Consider the following 17,159-nt stretch of genomic DNA (forward strand, 5'->3'; position numbering starts at 1 on the left):
TCAGTAGAAGTCGGGGTTGGTGCGCACCTCGGCCGTCGTCACCCGGCCGAACAGCACGCGGAACACCCAGGCGGTGTAGGCGAGCACGATCGGCAGGAGGATGCCGGTCGCCAGCAGCATCACCCAGAGCGTGAGCTTCGAGGAGGAGGCGTTCCAGACGGTCAAGGACGAGGCCGGGTCGATCGAGGAGGGCAGGAGGAAGGGGAACATGGAGAGGCCCGCCGTTGCGATGATGCCGAAGGCGCCAAGCGACGAGCCCAGGAAGACGAGGAGATCGGCGCGGCGGAGGATGCCGAGGAGCGCCATCACCGGCCCCAGGAAGCCGAGCGCGGGCGCCAGCAGCATCCACGGCGCGGAGGCATAGTTGTCGAGCCAGGCGCCGGGCGCGGCGACCGCCTCCGTCAGGAACGGGTTCGACGGGCCATTGGGGTCTACCGGGCCTTCGAGCCGGTAGCCGAGCCCGCCATAGGCCACGAACAGGCCGCCGACGGCAAACAGCACCACCGAGGCGAGCGCCGCTCCCACCCCCCAGCGGCGGGCGCGGGCGAGCACCGGCCCGTCCTCGATCTTGATGGCAAGCCAGCCCGCGCCGTGCAGCACCAGCATGGCAAGCGAGAGCAGACCGGCGACCAGTGCAAAAGGCGAGAAGAGGTCGAGGAGGCCGCCCTCGTAGGTGGAGCGCAGGCTCGAATCGAGCCGGAAGGGCACGCCGAGCAGCACGTTGCCGACCGCGACGCCGAACACGAGCGCCGGCACGAAGCCGCCGACGAAGAGCGCCCAGTCCCACATGGTGCGCCAGGCGGGGTCGGCCTTCTTCGAGCGGTACTTGAAGCCCACCGGCCGCAGGATGAGCGCGGCCAGCACCACGAACATGGCAAGGTAGAAGCCGGAGAAGCTGATGGCGTAGACGTGCGGCCAGGCCGCGAAGATCGCCCCGCCGCCGAGGATGAACCACACCTGGTTCCCCTCCCAGGTGGGGCCGACGCTGTTGATGACGAGCCGCCGCTCCTGGTCGGTCTTCGCGATGAACGGGAGAAGGGCGGCCACCCCCATGTCGAAGCCGTCGGTCAGCGCGAAGCCGATGAGGAGGACGCCAAGCAGCAGCCACCAGATGATGCGCAGGGTCTCGTAGTCGAGCGGCACGGGCATGGGGCTTACTCCGCGGGCAGGGGTTGCCAGACCGGGCGATCGGGCGCGGCGGCGTCGCGCGGGCGGTCGGCGCCGGTCCACCGCGGATCGGGCTCGGGGCCCTTGCGGATCGCCGCCAGCATCAGCCGCACCATCACCACGGCGAGGATGCCGTAGAGGAGGGTGAAGCCGACGATGGTCGTCCAGATCTGGGCAAGCGAGATGGAGGAGGCGGCGAGGAAGGTCGGGAGCTGGCCTTCCACCACCCAGGGCTGGCGGCCGAGCTCGGCGACGAGCCAGCCCGCCTGCGAGGCGATCCAGGGCAGCGGGATGATGGCAACCGCGAGCTTCAGGAACCAGGTGCGGCCGAAGTCATGCCGGGTCGCCAGCCAGAAGGCGAAGGCGAAGACGGCGATGAAGAAGAAGCCGGCGCCGGCCATCAGCCGGAAGGCCCAGAAGAGCACCGGCACGTTCGGCACCGTCGACCAGGCCGCCTTCGCGATGGTCGCGTCATCGGCCATGCGCGGGTCGGCGACGAAGCGCTTGAGGAGCTGGGCATAGCCGAGGTGCGCCTGGGTCTCGGCGAATTCCGCGCGCGCCGCCTTGTCGTTCGGATTGGCCTTGATGCGCTCGAGCGCGTCATAGGCGAGGATGCCGAGCCGGATGCGGGTCTCGGCGGTTTCCACCAGCTCGGAGATGCCCTTCACCTCGCCGGTCAGACTCCGGGTCGCGATGATGCCGAGCACATAGGGCACGTGGATCGCGTGGTGCGTGGTCCGAGCCTCCATGTCGGGGATGCCGACGGCGGTGAAGCCGGCCGGGGCCGGTTCCGTGTGCCACATCGCCTCGATGGCGGCGAGCTTCATCTTCTGGTTGTCGGTGAGCGCATAGCCGGACTCGTCGCCGAGCACGACGACCGAGAGCGAGGAGGCAAGCCCGAAGGCGGCGGCCACCGCGAACGACCGGCGGGCAAGCTGGAGGTGCCGGCCCTTCAGGAGATACCAGGCCGAGACTCCGAGCACGAAGACCGCCGCCGTCACATAGCCCGCCGAGACGGTGTGGACGAACTTGGCCTGGGCGACCGGGTTGAAAATGACGTCCCAGAAGCTCGTCACCTCCATCCGCATCGTGTCGGGGTTGAAGGTGGCGCCCACCGGGTTCTGCATCCAGCCGTTGGCCACCAGGATCCAGAGCGCGGAGAGATTGGTGCCGAGCGCCACCATGAAGGTCACGAACAGGTGGCCGAGCTTCGACAGCCGGTCCCAGCCGAAGAACATGAGGCCGACGAAGGTCGCCTCGAGGAAGAAGGCCATCAGGCCCTCGATCGCGAGCGGCGCCCCGAACACGTCGCCGACGAAGTGCGAATAGTAGGACCAGTTGGTGCCGAACTGGAACTCCATCGTGATGCCGGTCGAGACGCCGAGGACGAAGTTGATCCCGAAGAGCTTCCCCCAGAACCGGGTGATGTCGCGCCAGATGGGGCGCCCGGTCATCACATAGATGCTCTCCATGATGACGAGCATGAAGGAGAGGCCGAGCGTCAGCGGCACGAACAGGAAGTGGTACATCGCCGTCAGCGCGAACTGGAGGCGCGACATCTCGACAACGGCCAGATCGACCATGGGCAACCTCGTGGCTCACCATTCCCGCCCGCACGACACGGGCTTGCCAGTATCTAGTCACAGGGCGCGACCGCTGCCATCTCGCGGCCTGCATGACTGCCACCACCACCCTGCCCTGGAAGCCGCCGCGGTCTTTGCGCCAGCGCATGGACGTGGCGACGCTCCTGTTTCTCGGCGACTCCCTGGCTGGCGTGCCGTTCGCCCTGGGCCTCGCCATGGCCGTTCATTTTCTCCTTCAGAGAGAATGGGTTGGTGTGCTTGCGGGGGCGGTGCTGGTGGCCGTTTCCGGGCCGCTCCGGGCCGTGCTCCAGTGGGCGGCGGCAACCGCGGGCGTGCGCGCCGCTGCCGCTGCGAAGGCCGAGGCCCGCGCCCGTCTCTACCCGCGACTTCTTGCCACGGGGTGGACTGCGGGGCGGCTTGCGGGCGAGGAAGCGGCCACCGCGGTGGCCGATGTCGAAATGCTGGAGGGCCTTGCCGCCCGCTACCGGCCGCTGCGGACCGCGGCCGTCATCGCGCCCCTCATCGTGGCCGCTGCGGTCGCGCTGGCAAGCCCGGTCTCGGCTCTCATCCTGCTTGCCACGCTCCTGCCCTTCGGGCTCGGCATGGCGCTTGCGGGCACCGCCGCGCGCGCCGCTGCCGAGCGGCAGCTCGCCGGCGCCGCGCTTCTCACCGGCCTCTTCGTCGACCGGGTCCGCGCGCTTCCCATGATCCTCCACTTCGACGCCGCCGAGCGCGTCGCCCGCCAGCTCGAGAGCTCCACCCGCACGCTTGCCGAGCGCACGCTGGCGACCTTGCGGATCGCCTTCGTCTCGGGCGGCGTCATCGAGTTCTTCGCCGCCCTCTCGGTCGCGATGGTCGCGGTCTACTGCGGCTTCCAGCTGCTCGGGATCCTGCCCTTCCGCGTGCCCGAGCAGCTCAGCCTGGCCGAGGCCTTCTTCGCCCTGGCGCTTGCGGGCGAATTCTATCTCCCCATCCGGCGGCTGGCGGCAGCCTACCACGACCGCCAGCTCGGCGAGGCGGCAGAGGCCGCGATCGCGGCGCGCCTCGAGGCGCCTGCGCTTGCCTCCCCGCCGCCGGCGCCGCCCGGCCCCTTCCCGGGCCTTCTGGCCGACGGCCTCGAGGTGGAGCCGGCACCCGGCCGGCGCATCGGCCCCGTCAGCCTGCGCGTGCCCGCCGCCGGTCTCGTCGCCCTGACCGGGCCTACCGGCAGCGGCAAGTCGAGCCTGCTGCTCGCCCTTGCCGGCCTGCTGCCCCCGGCCGCCGGCCGGCTTGCGCTGGGGGAGGCGCCGTGGCCGGAGGGCGGGCTCCTCGGCCGGGCCGCCTGGGCCGGCCAGGCCGTCCAGCTCTTTCCCGGCACGCTCCTCGAGAACATTGCGGCCGCCCGCCCGGATGCCAGCCCGGCCGAGGTGCGGGCCGCCGCTGCGGCCGCCGGGCTCGGGCCGCTCCTGGCCGCCCGCGGCGAGAGCCTCGCCATCGACGCGCGCGGGTCGGGGCTCTCGGGCGGCGAGCGGCGGCGCATCGGCCTTGCCCGGGCGCTGCTCGCCGACCGGCCGATCCTCCTCCTCGACGAGCCGACCGCCGACCTCGACCCCGAGGCGGCCGCCGCCGTGATCGCCCGGCTCAAGGCGGAGGCCGGCCGGCGGGCCGTGGTGGTTGCCACCCACGACCCGGCCCTCGTCGCGGTCGCCGATGCGGAGGTGCAGCTACCGTGACGCCTGCCCGCGCGCCGGGCGCCCGGGTCGCGGCGCTGCTTGCCGTCCGCGCGCGGCGCGAGCGGCTCGCCATGCGTGTGGCGGTGGCGGCGGCCGTCGTCGGCACGCTCTCGGCCGTGGGGCTTGCCGGGCTTTCCGGCTGGTTCCTGGCCGGCGCGGGGCTGGCGGCCGCCGCCGGCGCGGCGCTCCTCTTCAACTATCTCCTGCCCAGCGCGCTCATCCGCCAGGCCGCCATCTTCCGCACCGGCGCCCGCTACGTCGAGCGCCTGCTCGCCCACCGCGCCGCTCTCCTCGCGCTTGCGGGTCTCCGGGCAGACCTGTTCCGCGCGCTTGCCGAGCGCCCGCCGCCGGAGGCGCTCCGGCTCTCGGGCGGGGAGGCGGCAAGCCGCCTCGTGGAAGACGTGGATGCGCTGGAGAACCTGCTCGTGCGGCGGCCGGCCGGCCCCGCGGCCGTGGCGGGCGGTGCGGTGGCGGTCGCGCTTGCAGGTCTTGCAGCGCCGCTTGCCGGGCTTGGGGTCGCCGCCCTGCTCCTCGGGCTGGTGCCGGCCGCGCAGGCGATGCGGGCGCGCCTCCTCGACCCGGCTGCCGCCGAGGCGCAGGCCGCGCTTGCCGCCCTCAAGGCGGCGGTGGTGGGGGCCGTGGAGGCGGCAGCCGAGATCCGCCTCATGGGCCTCGAGGCGCGCACGGCAGACGCCCTTGCCACGGAGGCAGCCGCGCTCGACGCCGCGCGGCTCAGGTTCGTGCGCGCCGAGGCGGCAATCGCCGCCCTCGTGACGCTCGGTGCCGCGCTGGCCGCTGCCCTCGTGCTCGCGCTCGCGCCGGGCGCCGACGTTGCGCTCGCGGCCGGCGCGGCGCTCGCCGCCCACGCCGCGATCGAAGCGCAGGCGGGGCTGGTGCGGGCAGCAACCGAGCGCGCGCGCGTGACGGCAGGGCTGGCGCGGCTCGACGGGCTGGTCGAGGCCGGGACGCCCGAGGCGCCCGCGCAACAAGAGGCGCCGCCGGCCGCGCCGCTCGTCTTCCGGCGGCGCGGCCGCGAGGTCCGGCTGGAGGCCGGCGGCCGCCTCCTCCTCGACGGTCCGAGCGGTGCGGGGAAGACGCGCCTGCTCCACGCCCTTGCCGGGCTGGCCGAGCCCGATGTCGCGGCCAGCGGCATCGCCATTTCGCTCGGCGGCGTACCGCTTGCCGCCCTTCCGCCGCGCCTCTTGGCGCGCGCCTTCGCGCTTGCGCCGCAGGCCCCGACCCTCATCGCCGGGAGCATCGCCGACAACCTCGCGCTCGCCCGCCCCGGGCTTGCCGAGGCGGAGATGTGGCAGGCGCTCCACGTGGCCGGGCTCGACGCGGTGGTGCGCGCGCGTGCAGAAGGGCTGGCCGCTCTTCTCGGAGACGGCGGCCGCGGTCTCTCCGGCGGCGAGGCGAAGCGGCTGGCGCTCGCCCGGGCGCTCCTGGCCGGCCGACCCTGGCTTCTCCTCGACGAGCCGACCGAGGGGCTCGACCCGGCAACCGAGGCGCTTGTGGTGGACCGGCTCGACCGCTGGCTCGAGGAGACCGGAACCGGCCTCGTCCTGGTGTCGCACCGTCGCCCGCCCCGGGTGCTTGCGCGCGGCACCGTGCTCCGGCTTTCAGATGTGCCAGACGCTTCCGCGCGCCGCGGCTCCGTGCTACCTGCCTGATATGGGCGCAAGACCGGCGGTTGACGAACGGGGAACCAGACTTGCCGTCGTGGGGGGCAGCTGCGCGCAATGTGGCGTGCGCAGCCGTGTCATCTGCAACGCCCTTGCCCCCGAGGCGCGCGAGGCGCTCGGGCGGCTTGGCCGCATCCAGCGCTACCCGCGCGGCACCACCCTCGTCTGGGAGGGGGAGGATTCGCGGATCGTCGCCAACCTTCTCTCGGGCGTCCTCAAGCTCTCGAGCTCGACCGCAGACGGCAAGGAGCAGATCCTCGGCGTTGCCTATCCGTCGGACTTCGTCGGCCGCCTGTTCGCACCGGTCGCCAGCTACCGGGTGACGGCGCTCACCGACGTCGAGGTGTGCCTCTTCTCGCGCACCGCCTTCGAGGCCTTCGCCCGCGAGCATCCGGCGCTCGAGCATGCGCTTCTCGAGCACACGCTCGCCGACCTCGACCGCGCGCACGCGCAGCTGCTCGACCTCGGGCGGCGCTCGGCCAGCGCCCGCGTCGCCGCCTTCCTCCTCGACCTCTCGCAGCGCCTGGCCGAGGCCCGCTGCGCAGCCGCAGGCGGCGACGGCCAGCCGCTCGACAGCTTCGACCTGCCGCTCGACCGCCAGCAGATCGCGGACCTGACCGGGCTTGCCATCGAGACGGTGAGCCGCACGCTCCAGAAGTTCCATCGCGCCGGCATCATCGCGCTCGCCGGGCGCAGGCACGTCGAGATCCGGGATCGCGCCCGGCTCGCCACCATCGCGGAAGCCTGAGCGCCGACGCCGCGGCCCGCGTTGACCGGAATCAAGGCGCCCGCCGCGGCCGCATCGCATGGGTTCGCCCATGTGGCGCTACCTCCCGGACCTCCTGGCGCGGCCGGTGCCCCGTTACACCAGCTACCCGACGGCAGCCGAATTCGCGCCGCTCGACGGCCCGGCAGCACTCCGCGGCGCGCTCGCTGCGCTGCCCTCGGGCCCCCGCCTGTCGCTCTACCTCCACATCCCCTTCTGCCGGGAGATCTGCTGGTACTGCGGCTGCAACACCGCCCGCGCGAACCGCGCCGAGCGGCTTTCCGCCTATCTTGAGGCACTCCGGGCCGAGGTGGCGCTGCTTGCCCGCGAGGTGCCCCGGGGCTTTGCCCTCTCGCGCGTTTCGCTCGGCGGCGGCAGCCCCAACGCGCTTGCGCCCGAACAGCTGCTCGACCTGATGGACGCCGTCGAGGCCGGCTTCGGCCGCGCGCCCGAGCTCTCGATCGAGATCGACCCGCGCACCTTCACGCAGGGCTTTGCCGAGGCACTCGCGCAGCTCCGCCCCACCCACGCCAGCCTCGGCGTCCAGACCTTCGACCGCCGGCTCCAGGAGCGCATCGGCCGGGTCCAGGACGAGGAGGCCGTCCGCCGCGCCATTGCCTGGCTCCGCGAGGCCGGGGTTGCCTCGCTCAACCTGGACCTCATGTACGGGCTGCCGGGCCAGCAGGTGGCCGATGTCGAGGCGGCCTGCGCCCGGGCCGTCGCGCTCGGCGCCGACCGGGTGGCGCTCTTCGGTTATGCGCACGTGCCGAACCTCGTGAAGCGGCAGCGGCGGATCGCCGCCGATGCCCTTCCCGGCCCCGAGACCCGCTTCCGCATGGCCGAGGCAGGACACGCGGTGCTCACCCGCCTCGGCTTCGAGCCGGTCGGCTTCGACCACTTCGCCCGTCCCGGAGACGGGCTTGCCATCGCCGCCCGGGCACGCACGCTCCGGCGCAACTTCCAGGGCTTCACCGACGACGATGCCGACGCCGTCCTCGGCCTCGGCGCCTCGGCCATCTCGGTACTCCCCACCCTCCTCCTCCAGAACGAGAAGAACAGCGGCCGCTACCGCATGCGGACCCTTGCCGGCCGGCTGGCGGGGGCTTGCGGCATCGAGCGCTCGGCCGAGGATCGCGCGCGCGGCAAGGTCATCGCCGACATCCTCTGCCACGGGGAAGCCCTGCTTGCCCCCTGCTGCGACGATGCCGACGTCGAGCGCGCGCTCCTGCCGTTCCGCAGCGCCCGCCTCGTCGAGGTGCGCCAGGGCCGTCTCCTGCTCGCGCCCGATGCCCGGCCCTATGCCCGGGCGATCGCCGCCGCCTTCGACCGCTACCGCACCCAGCCGCAGGACCGCTTCTCGAGCGCCATCTGACCGGGTGACAGTCGGGCAAGGGGGCTCAGGGCCAGGCCGGCATGATGCGGCGCATGAAGGCATCGAACATCGGCACGGTGAACGCGGTGTCGCCGTGCGCGGGGGAGTAGAGCATCCCTTTCTTCATGAGCGCGTTGCGGATGGGGGCGAGCTGCGTCACCTGCTTGCCCATGGCCTCGGCGATGTCACCCGAGCGGTGCGGCCCCGGCCCCAGTTCGGCCATCGCCCGCATGTAGCGCTTCTCGGTGGGGGTGAGCCGGTCGAAGCGCACCCTGAAGAAGCTCGCATCGAGCTCGGCCAGCGCCATCACCCCGGCATTCTCCACATCCTGGAGCGTGATGGTCTCGTCGAACGCGATGTCCCAGCTGTGCTTGCCCCACTCCTGCAGGAAGTAGGGATAGCCCTCGGTCGCGGCGATGATCGCGGCCACCGCCTGTGGCTCGATCGCCGCGCCCTCGCGCTCGATGGGAAGCGTGATGGCCACCCGCGCCGCACCGGCATCGAGCGCGCCGACCGGCACATATTCGAACAGCCGCTCGGAGTAGGACTTGGCCCGCCCCATCCGCGACAGGAGCTGCGGCAGGCCGGCCGCCACCATCGTCACCGGCAGCCGCTCCTGCGCAACCGCGTGGAGGGCGGAGATGAGCGCCGCCATCTCCGCCTCGTCCACATACTGGATCTCGTCGACGACGAGGATGACGGCGGTCTGCCGCTCGCGCGCCGCCTCGCCCACGGCGACCAGAAGCTCGGCGAGGTCGGTCTCGAGGTCGCCCGAATCGGCCAGCCCCTTCAGCGGCTCGAAGTCGAGGCTCACCTCGATGTCGGCATATTTCATCTTGAGCTTGGCAAAGCTCGCCAGCGCAGCGAGCGCGCGCCGCGCGCCCGCCTTCGCTGCCTCCATCCGGTCGAGCTTCAGGAGCGCGGCGCGCAGCGGTGCCGCGAGGATCGCCGGCAGCGAGCGGTGCTCGGGCGCCTCGATCCGGACGGGCACGAGCCCGCGCGCCTCGGCGTCGGAGCGAATCTTGCCCAAGAGCACGGTCTTCCCCACGCCGCGCAGGCCATAGAGCACGAGGCTGCGGGCCGGCCGGCCGGCGGCGATCCGGTCGAGCGCGATCTCGGCCTTCTCGATGAGCTCGTCGCGCCCGGCCAGCTCGGGCGGCTGGGTCCCGGCACCGGGCGCGAAGGGGTTGCGGCGGGGGTCCATGGCGGGAACCTTATCTCCCGCCGATAAGGCCCGTAAGTCCCTTATGAGGGGGATGGCCCCGGGTGCGCCGGCTCAGCCGCGCGCCGGGCGGAGCCGGAGCAGCTTCCCCGCCTCCGCGTCGGTCAGCACGTAGACGAAGCCGTCGGGCCCGACGCGGACGTCCCGCACCCGCTCGCCGATGACGATCCGCGTCTCGCGCTCCGGCCTGCCGTCGGAGCCGAGGCGGATCACCCGCACGTCCTCGCTCATGAGGCCGCCGGCGAGGATCGCGCCATCGAGCGCCGGCATCACCCGGCCGCGATAGACGGCAAGGCCCGAGGCGGCGATCGAGGGGGTCCACACGGAGACCGGGTCCGCCATGCCCGGCCGCTACCGTTCGGCGGAGATGGGCTTGCCCGAATACTCCAGGCTGTAGGTGACGAGCGGCCAGCCGTGGTTCTGCCCGGCGGCCAGCCGGTTCAGCTCGTCGCCCCCTTGCGCGCCATGTTCGGTCGCGAAGATGGTACCCGTCCTCGGGTCGCGGGCGAGGCCCTGGATGTTGCGGTGGCCCATGGTCCAGACATGGGCGTCCCAACCCCGCCCCGGGTTGCCGGGCGCGGGCCGGCCGTCCGCCGTCAGCCGCAGCACCTTGCCGAACCAGGCGCGCGGGTTCTGCGCCTGGTCGCGGATGTTGCGCCCGTCGAGCTTGACGTTCGGGTTGCCGCCGTCGCCCACGCTCATGAGGAGCGTGCCGTCGGGCAGGAAGAGGAGGCGCGAGCCGAAGTGGGCGCCGCCGGTCTTGGCGACCGGGTTGCGGAGAAGCTCGGTCACCTCGACCAGCCGGCTGCCGGCAAGGCGGGCGCGGGTCAGCGCCGTCATGTTCGCGCGGTCGGTCCCGACCGAATGGGTGAGGTAGAGCACGCCGCTGCGCGCGAAATCCGGCGCGAGCGCCAGGTCGAGGAGGCCGCCCTGCCCGACCGCCGCTACCGCCGGCACCCCGGCGATGGGCGCGGAGAGCCGGCCGTCCTTCGCGACGAACCGGAGCTGGCCGGGCCGCTCGGTCACCAGCATCCGCCCGTCGGGCAGGAAGGCGAGAGCCCAGGGGTGCTCGAGCCCCTCCGCCACCGTCTCGACCCGGATCCCCGGCTCGGCCGGCACCTCGAACGGCACCACCGGCGGCTGGGCCAGCACGGGCGCTGCAAGAAGGGAAAGGCTGGCAAGGAAGGCGCGCATCCGGTATCTCCGCAGTGGCACTGCCGGCGGCATAGGGGGCTGCCGGCGCCGAGGTCCAGCCGTGCCGGTCGGGCCGCCAGCGGGAGGGTTGGATGCGGCTCGACGACCAGCGCGAAAGCCGGAACATCGAGAACCGGCGCGGCGAGAGGGGCTTCGGGCCCGGCGGCGGTTTCGGCGCCCGCGGCGGCGGCGGTGGCATGGGCGGTCTCCTCGGCGCCTTCCTGCCGCTCATCCTCTCCAAGTTCGGACTCGGCGGCCTCGTCGTCGCCGGCCTCCTCTTCCTCGCGTTGAACGTCCTGGGCTCGGGCGGTGGCGGAATCGGGGTCGCTCCGCCGCAGTCGGCCCCGGCCGGCCGGCCGCCTGCTCCCTCCGCGCAGAACGCCCGCCCCGCCGACCAGTTCGTCGCCAAGGTGCTCGCCACCACCGAAGACACCTGGGGGAGGATCTTCGCCGAGCGCGGCGCCCGCTACCCCGAGCCCACCCTCGTCCTCTTCGAAGGCGGAGTCCGCTCGGCCTGCGGCGGTGCCACGTCCGCCTCCGGGCCTTTCTACTGCCCGGCTGACCGCAAGGTCTATCTGGATACCGCCTTCTTCGACCAGCTCGCCCGCCAGTTCGGCGCACCCGGCGACTTCGCTGCGGCCTATGTGATCGCCCACGAGGTGGGCCACCATGTCCAGACGGTCACCGGCATCGCCGAGAAGGTCGCCCGCGCCCAGAGCCGCGCGAGCAAGGTGGAAGCGAACCAGCTCCAGGTCCGCATGGAGCTCCAGGCCGACTGCTACGCCGGAGTCTGGGCCTCGCGGAACCGGAACCTTCTCGACGAGGGGGACTTCGCCGAGGGCGTGCGCGCGGCGCAGGCAATCGGCGACGACACGCTGATGGCCTCGGCCGGACGCCGCGTCGTGCCCGATGCCTTCACTCACGGCACCTCCGAACAGCGGGTGCGCTGGCTGACCATCGGCTTCCGCGCCGGCGACCCGGACGCCTGCGACACCTTCTCGCAGCCCTACGACCGGCTCTGATGCTGAAGCCCGAGGCCCGCCCCGCCTTCCGCGCGCACGATCCGGCCCGAGCGCTCGGCCTGAGGACCGCCGCGCCCGCGCTCGACGCGGCGCCGCTTGAGGAGCTGGCGCGGCTCCGCGCCCGGGTGGCCAAGCGCGACTGGCTGCTCGGCATCCGCGCCCGGCTCGAGCGGGAACTCTGGCAGGAGGTGCCCCGCGTCCGCGGCATGTCGCCCGCCACCTTCTTCCGCGAGCACTGGTGCACGCTTCGCCCCGTCATCCTCGAGGGCCTCGTCAGTGACTGGCCGGCGATGGCGCGCTGGAGCCTCGAGCATTTCCGCACGCTCGGCAACCCCGAGGTCGAGGTGCAGACCGGCCGCACGGGCGACCCCGACTACGAGTCGAACTCGCCCGCCCACAAGACGCGCATGCCCTGGCACGCCTTCCTCGACCTGCTGGCCGAAGACCCCGAGACCAACGATGTCTACATGACCGCCAACAACGGCGGCGTGAACCGCAAGGCCCTTGCCCCGCTCTGGGACGAAATCGGCCCCATCCCCGGCTTCCTCGAGAAGAACCGCATGGGCGATGGCTTCCTCTGGATCGGCCCGCGCGGCACCATCACCCCCTGGCACCATGATCTCACCCAGAACTTTCTCCTCCAGATCCGGGGCGTGAAGCGGGTGACGCTCGCAGCGCCAGAGGAAACGCCCTTCATGCGGAACCACCTCCACTGCTTCAGCCGCTTCGGAACCAAGGCCGACCTGTCGGCCGAGCCGGATGCGCCCTGGACCCTTTCCTGCGAGATCGGCCAGGGCGACATCCTCTTCCTTCCCGTCGGCTGGTGGCACCACGTGGAAGCGCGCACCATGACCATCGGGATGAGCTTCACCAACTTCGTCTGGCCCAACGACTTCGAGACCACGCTCACCGCCCGCGACCGGCTCTGAACAGGGCTTGCAGCATCCCTCGATCCGGTGCAATTTTCTGCCCGGGGGCCGCAGGAGGCGGGCACCGCGATGGGGGGCACTGGCATGACTCTGGCACGAACGCTTCTCGCAACCGTGGCGCTCGCCGCCCTTGCCGCGCCGGCGTCCGCCGTCACCTATGCCTTCACCCTCTCCAAGGGGCTGGCCGGAAGATGGGAACTTCCGGCGAGCCCGGTGCCCGACGCAGACTATGGCGATGCCTTCCGCATCAACAGCGTCTCCGGCACGCTCAACGGCACTTCCTTCACCAGCTTCATGGAATTCTTCGGCTCGAACTCGGGCGGCGGCGTGTGCGCAGGCTTCACGTGCAGGCTCTTCGATCTCTACGGGCCGCAGCTCTACACTGGCACAAGCGCCGCGCCCACCTTCAAGCTCGGCACCTTTGCCATGCTCGACGCCACCGGCCGGCCGAGGGCCACGCTCAGGATCAACGCCCTTCCCGAGCCCGGCAGCTGGGCGATGATGATCGCCGGCTTCGGCCTCGTCGGGGCGGGTCTGCGCCGCCGCCGCGCAACGGCCACCGCCTGACCCCAGCCGGGGGGCAGGGAGGGGAGAGAGGGGAGGGAGGGGAGAGCGCCGGGGCGGCCCCTCAGTGCATCTCCTCGCCTCCCGAGACGTTCCAGGCCTCGCCGGTCACATAGGCTGCATCCTCCGAGGCGAGGAAGGCGCAAAGGCCCGCCGTATCCTCGGGCAGACCCGGCCGGCCGAGCGGGTTCCTGGCCTTCATGTTGGCGAGATAGGCCTCGACCGAGTCGAACCCGAGCAGCTTCGAGAAATAGTCGTTCTGCTTCGCCCCCAGCCCGGTCGTCACATGGTTGGGGCACACGGCATTGACCGTGATGCCGTGGCGGCCGAGCTCGATCGCCATCGACCGCACGAGGCCCACCATGCCATGCTTCGAGGCGCAGTAGGGCGCCATGTGCGGAAAGCCCGACTTCGCCGCCTGCGAGGCGATCATGAGGATCCGCCCGCCCCCGCCGCGCGCCACCATGTGCGCGGCGGCATGCTTCGCCGAAAGGAACGCGCCCTTGAGATTCACGTCGAGCACGGCGTCCCAGTCCGCCTCCTCGGTCTCGAGGAAGGGCTTCATGAGGTAGCCGATCCCGGCGTTCGCCACCATCACGTCGAGCCGGCCGAAGGCCGAGACCGCGGTCTCGACGAGCGCACGGCAGTCGGCATCGGAACGCACGTCGCAGGGCACCGCGATCGCCTGCGCGCCCATGGCCCGAAGCCCGTCCGCCACCGCCTCCATCTCCGCCGTCGTGCCGATGTCGCCTTCGCCCATCCGCTCCTTCGGAACCCCGAGGTCGGAGACGACGCACGCCGCCCCCTCCGTGGCGAACCGCTTCAGGATCGCAGCACCCAGCCCCCCGGCGCGACCCGAGCCGGTCACCGCCACCACCTTCCCCTCGAACCGGCGCATCAGAGATCCTCGGTCAGGAGGAAGACGGGGCTGTCGGCAAAGGTCTGGAACTCGGCCGCGACCTTCTGCACCGTCTCGGAGGCGACATCGGCGAGGAAGGACTCAAGCCCCTCGATGTCGATCGACTCGGCATAGGCGTAGGGCGCGGGGGCGTCGCTGCCAAGCAGGCCGGTCACCCGGTGGACGCGGAAGTCCGCGACCGACGCGAGCGCGCGCACGCCGGGGATGTCGGTGGTCCGCGCCCACTGCTCGTAGGCGGCCGGGTCCACGCCGGGCTTCAGGTTGAACAGCACCAGGATCCGCATCGCTCTCCTCCTCTCGGGCCAATCCGTGGGCAGGTCTCAGGCGAACGCCGGGGGCGGCTGCCAGGCCTTGAGCGCCTGCTCCAGCCGCTCGCCCAGCGCAACGAGGGTCGCCTCCTCGCCCGCGCGGCCCACCAGCTGCACGCCGACCGGAAGCCCGTCGCCGGTCCAGCCGGCGGGGATGGCGAGCGCCGGCAGCCCGGCGATGCTGGCAAGCGCGGTGAAGTCCGCCTGGGAGACGGGCGCCTCGCTCGCGTGCGGGAAGGCGGGCTGCGGGGTCGTCGGCAGGAGGATGGCGTCATCGGCCTGGAGGACGGCACGCATCGCCGCCGCCGCCGCCTCGATCGCCTTGCGTCCCTCGGCCAGCGCCGGCTCGGCGAACGCCCGGCCGAAGGCGAGGCTCGCGCGGAAGGCCTCCGAGAAGCCCTCAGGGTTCGCGGCCATCTCGGGCCCGTAGCGGCGGTCCGCCTCGCGGGCGGCCTCGACGAAGCCGGCAAGCCGCACCCGGTGGTGGTCGATCTCGGCCAGCCGTTCCTCGACTGCCACGCCCAGCCCCTCGAGGAGGCTCCGCGCCAGCCGGTAGGCATCTGCCACGGCGGGATGCATCGGCACCGCTGCCACCGACGAGAGGGTGGCCACCCGCCGAACCGCGCGCGCCTCGCCAAGCGGCGCGAGCGCCGCCATCACGGCCGCTGCATCGGCCACCGAGCGCGCGAGCGGGCCGATCGTGTCCCACCGCTCGACGAGGAGAAGGAGCCCGTCATCCGGCACCCGGCCGGCGCCGGGCTTCAGCCCGACCACCCCGCAGTAGGCCGCCGGGATGCGGATGGAGCCCAGCGTGTCGGTGCCGAGCGCGGCCGCGCTGAGGCCGGCGGCGACCGCCGCGCCCGACCCGCCCGAAGAGCCGCCCGGCGTATAGCCGGCCCGGTAGGGGTTCTGGGTGGCGCCGAAGTGCGGGTTGGCGGTGGTCGCCCCCAGCGCGCCCTCGTGCAGGTTGAGGACGCCGAGGATGACCGCGCCCGCGGCCCGGAGCCGGGCCACCGCCGCCGCATCGGCCTCGGCCACCCGGTCCCGGAACGCCCCGAAGCCGCCGTGGCAGGGCAGGCCCCTCACCGCGATGTTGCCCTTGATGGCAAGAGGCACGCCCTCGAGCGGGCGCGCCTCGCCAGCCTCCACCCGCGCCGCGCTTGCCCGCGCCGCGGCCCGCGCGCCGGCCTCGTCCACGTGAGTGAAGGCGCGGATCTCCGGGTCGAGCCGGGCGATCCGCTCGAGATAGAGATCGGTCGCCGCCACCACCGAAACCTGCCCGGCCGCGAACGCCGCCGTCAGCGCAACGACGCCGAGGTCGTGGATCCGCGCGCTCACCGCTTGCGCTCGTCGATGAGCCGGAGCGGCTTCTGCCGCACCTCGATCTGGGTGAGGGGCGCAGTCGCACCCGGCGGCACCAGCTCCACCTCCACCTCCACGCCAAGGCCCTGCCGGAGCAGCTGGCCGAGCGCGCGCCGCCCCTCGTCGCCGGCCTCGCCTGCGCCGCGATGCTCGATGACGACCGTCATCCGGTCCACGCCCTGCGAGTCGCGCACGACGCGGCAGACATATTCGCCCGTCAGCTCCGGCCGGTTCTCGATGATGGCGCCGATCGCGTGCGGGAAGACGTTGATTCCCTTCAGCTTCACCATGTTGTCCGAGCGGCCGAGGAAGCCCTCGATCCGATCGAAGACCATGCCGGTCGCGTTGCGGTCGGTGCGGAACGCCGAGACATCATGGGTATTGAAGCGGATCACCGGCGCGACATCATGCTTGTAGAGGCAGGTCACCACCATGTCCCCCTTCTCGCCGCGCGGCACCGGCGCACCCGTCTCGACATCGCAGATCTCGACGAACTGCGCATCCTCCCACACGTAGAGGCCGTCGCGGTCGGGGCCTTCGCCGGCGATGCTGCCAGTGTCGCCCACGCCATACCAGTCATAGGCCTTCGCACCCCCCCAGGCGGCCTCGGTCGCAGCGCGGTCCTCGGTGCCGAGGTGGCCGATGATCATCCGGACCGGGATGTCGCGGCCCGGCTCGAGCCCGGCCTCGCGCGCCACCTCGGCCAGCTTTCGCACATAGTCCACGAAGCCGACGAGCACCGTCGCCCGGAAGTCGGCCATCAGCTGCACCTGGTTTGCGGAGCGCGTCTCGACACCCGTGCCGGCCGAGAGGAACAGCGCCTCGGTGAAGCGGGTGTAGGCCTCGCGGATATAGTGGCCGCCGTTGATCATGCCGTGGCCATAGACCGAATGGACCACGTCATCGGCCCGGAGACCCTGCCAGCGGGCCATGCGCGCGACCAGCAGATTGCCCACCTCGCGCCCCCAGGGGCCGAAGAGCAGCACCTGGGGCTTGCCCGTCGTCCCTGAGGTGGTGTGCAGCACGACCGGCCCGCCGCTGCGCCCGTGGAAGTCCCCGAGCGGCGGGTGGGCGGCGATCGAGGCCATGAGATCCGACTTGTCGAAGCTCGGCAGCTTCGGAAGATCGTCGAGGCTGCGGATGTCCCCGGGCTCGATGCCCTTCGCGCTCCAGAGGCGGCGGTAGAAGGGCACCTCCCAGCCGCGTGCCACGAGCTTCAGGAAATCCCGCTCCTGCCGCGCGCGGAGCTCGTCACGCGACATCTTCGTGTAGCGCTGAACGAAGGCTTCGCCCACGGGGTAGGCCTCGAGGAGCGCGCGGGGGTCCACATGGTCGTACCAGGTCGTCTCGGGCATCG

13 protein-coding genes and 2 pseudogenes are annotated in these 17,159 nt (G+C 72.3%); 7 read left to right on the forward strand and 8 right to left on the reverse strand.

The genetic code is table 11. The features are described 5' to 3' along the window. Both cydB and H3H34_RS11295 read right to left on the reverse strand, forming a co-directional pair. Positions 1 to 1,149 (reverse strand): cytochrome d ubiquinol oxidase subunit II, encoded by a 1,149-nt coding sequence (gene cydB / locus H3H34_RS11290; RefSeq protein WP_194745391.1) that lies wholly within the window; start codon positions 1,147 to 1,149, stop codon positions 1 to 3. A 5-nt stretch (positions 1,150 to 1,154) separates the two neighbouring features. Further along, a complete protein-coding gene (locus H3H34_RS11295) occupies positions 1,155 to 2,750 on the reverse strand; it encodes a cytochrome ubiquinol oxidase subunit I (RefSeq protein WP_194745392.1) in 1,596 nt (531 codons plus the stop codon). 146 nt (positions 2,751 to 2,896) lie between these two features. Between H3H34_RS11295 and H3H34_RS11300 the strand changes: the two genes are divergently transcribed. The 4 genes from H3H34_RS11300 (at position 2,897) to H3H34_RS11315 (ending at position 8,282) form a co-directional block, all read left to right on the forward strand. Continuing rightward, positions 2,897 to 4,462 carry an ATP-binding cassette domain-containing protein gene (locus tag H3H34_RS11300; protein ID WP_194745393.1) on the forward strand — a complete coding sequence of 522 codons (1,566 nt, stop codon included), beginning with the start codon at positions 2,897 to 2,899 and terminating at the stop codon, positions 4,460 to 4,462. Continuing rightward, the gene (locus H3H34_RS11305; protein WP_328831931.1) at positions 4,459 to 6,132 is read left to right on the forward strand and encodes an ATP-binding cassette domain-containing protein; all 1,674 of its coding nucleotides are present in this window, start codon (positions 4,459 to 4,461) and stop codon (positions 6,130 to 6,132) included. Before H3H34_RS11300 ends, H3H34_RS11305 begins: the two co-directional genes overlap by 4 nt. Positions 6,133 to 6,208: 76 nt before the next feature. Beyond that, positions 6,209 to 6,892, forward strand: a complete 684-nt coding sequence (locus H3H34_RS11310; RefSeq protein ID WP_328831933.1) for a Crp/Fnr family transcriptional regulator — start codon at positions 6,209 to 6,211, stop codon at positions 6,890 to 6,892. 70 nt (positions 6,893 to 6,962) lie between these two features. Then, the gene (locus H3H34_RS11315; protein WP_194745395.1) at positions 6,963 to 8,282 is read left to right on the forward strand and encodes a radical SAM protein; all 1,320 of its coding nucleotides are present in this window, start codon (positions 6,963 to 6,965) and stop codon (positions 8,280 to 8,282) included. A gap of 25 nt (positions 8,283 to 8,307) precedes the next feature. On the opposite strand, the gene H3H34_RS11320 is transcribed toward H3H34_RS11315, so the two are convergent. Continuing rightward, entirely contained in the window at positions 8,308 to 9,486 is a 1,179-nt protein-coding gene (locus tag H3H34_RS11320; protein ID WP_194745396.1) for an ATP-binding protein, read from the reverse strand. A 72-nt stretch (positions 9,487 to 9,558) separates the two neighbouring features. Further along, positions 9,559 to 10,731, reverse strand: a pseudogene (locus H3H34_RS13715) (PQQ-dependent sugar dehydrogenase). 59 nt (positions 10,732 to 10,790) lie between these two features. Here H3H34_RS13715 and ypfJ point away from each other — a divergent pair. The 3 genes and pseudogenes from ypfJ to H3H34_RS14195 form a co-directional block, all read left to right on the forward strand. Then, complete coding sequence (ypfJ, locus tag H3H34_RS11330) at positions 10,791 to 11,720, forward strand: KPN_02809 family neutral zinc metallopeptidase (protein WP_194745397.1); 930 nt, start codon at positions 10,791 to 10,793, stop codon at positions 11,718 to 11,720. Then, positions 11,720 to 12,649, forward strand: coding sequence for a cupin-like domain-containing protein (locus tag H3H34_RS11335; RefSeq protein WP_194745398.1), 930 nt, complete (start codon positions 11,720 to 11,722; stop codon positions 12,647 to 12,649). The genes ypfJ and H3H34_RS11335 overlap by 1 nt, the downstream gene beginning before the upstream one ends. Positions 12,650 to 13,117: 468 nt before the next feature. After that, positions 13,118 to 13,216, forward strand: a pseudogene (locus tag H3H34_RS14195) (PEPxxWA-CTERM sorting domain-containing protein); the annotation flags it as partial. A gap of 61 nt (positions 13,217 to 13,277) precedes the next feature. Here the strand turns inward: H3H34_RS14195 and H3H34_RS11345 are convergent. Genes H3H34_RS11345 through H3H34_RS11360 form a run of 4 tightly spaced genes read right to left on the reverse strand, consistent with a single transcriptional unit; the run spans position 13,278 to position 17,157 of the window. Then, positions 13,278 to 14,111, reverse strand: coding sequence for an SDR family NAD(P)-dependent oxidoreductase (locus H3H34_RS11345; RefSeq protein ID WP_194745399.1), 834 nt, complete (start codon positions 14,109 to 14,111; stop codon positions 13,278 to 13,280). Then, the gene (locus H3H34_RS11350) at positions 14,111 to 14,416 is read right to left on the reverse strand and encodes an REDY-like protein HapK (RefSeq protein ID WP_194745400.1); all 306 of its coding nucleotides are present in this window, start codon (positions 14,414 to 14,416) and stop codon (positions 14,111 to 14,113) included. The genes H3H34_RS11345 and H3H34_RS11350 overlap by 1 nt, the downstream gene beginning before the upstream one ends. A gap of 36 nt (positions 14,417 to 14,452) precedes the next feature. Next, positions 14,453 to 15,778: an amidase gene (locus H3H34_RS11355; RefSeq protein ID WP_194745401.1), complete on the reverse strand. Its 1,326-nt coding sequence runs from the start codon at positions 15,776 to 15,778 to the stop codon at positions 14,453 to 14,455. Then, positions 15,775 to 17,157 carry a phenylacetate--CoA ligase family protein gene (locus H3H34_RS11360; protein ID WP_194745559.1) on the reverse strand — a complete coding sequence of 461 codons (1,383 nt, stop codon included), beginning with the start codon at positions 17,155 to 17,157 and terminating at the stop codon, positions 15,775 to 15,777. The genes H3H34_RS11355 and H3H34_RS11360 overlap by 4 nt, the downstream gene beginning before the upstream one ends. Positions 17,158 to 17,159 lie beyond the last annotated feature (2 nt).

The sequence above is a fragment of the Thermaurantiacus tibetensis genome, from assembly GCF_015354055.1.
GTDB lineage: Bacteria > Pseudomonadota > Alphaproteobacteria > Sphingomonadales > Sphingomonadaceae > Thermaurantiacus > Thermaurantiacus tibetensis.

Bases quoted from the DNA above. Each gene is read 5' to 3' on its own strand.
- cydB (WP_194745391.1), bottom strand. From the start codon at position 1,149: ATGCCCGTGCCGCTCGACTACGAGACCCTGCGCATCATCTGGTGGCTG.
- H3H34_RS11320 (WP_194745396.1), bottom strand. From the start codon at position 9,486: ATGGACCCCCGCCGCAACCCCTTCGCGCCCGGTGCCGGGACCCAGCCG.
- ypfJ (WP_194745397.1), top strand. From the start codon at position 10,791: ATGCGGCTCGACGACCAGCGCGAAAGCCGGAACATCGAGAACCGGCGC.
- H3H34_RS11345 (WP_194745399.1), bottom strand. From the start codon at position 14,111: ATGCGCCGGTTCGAGGGGAAGGTGGTGGCGGTGACCGGCTCGGGTCGC.
- H3H34_RS11295 (WP_194745392.1), bottom strand. From the start codon at position 2,750: ATGGTCGATCTGGCCGTTGTCGAGATGTCGCGCCTCCAGTTCGCGCTG.
- H3H34_RS11315 (WP_194745395.1), top strand. From the start codon at position 6,963: ATGTGGCGCTACCTCCCGGACCTCCTGGCGCGGCCGGTGCCCCGTTAC.
- H3H34_RS11300 (WP_194745393.1), top strand. From the start codon at position 2,897: ATGGACGTGGCGACGCTCCTGTTTCTCGGCGACTCCCTGGCTGGCGTG.
- H3H34_RS11350 (WP_194745400.1), bottom strand. From the start codon at position 14,416: ATGCGGATCCTGGTGCTGTTCAACCTGAAGCCCGGCGTGGACCCGGCC.
- H3H34_RS11360 (WP_194745559.1), bottom strand. From the start codon at position 17,157: ATGCCCGAGACGACCTGGTACGACCATGTGGACCCCCGCGCGCTCCTC.
- H3H34_RS11335 (WP_194745398.1), top strand. From the start codon at position 11,720: ATGCTGAAGCCCGAGGCCCGCCCCGCCTTCCGCGCGCACGATCCGGCC.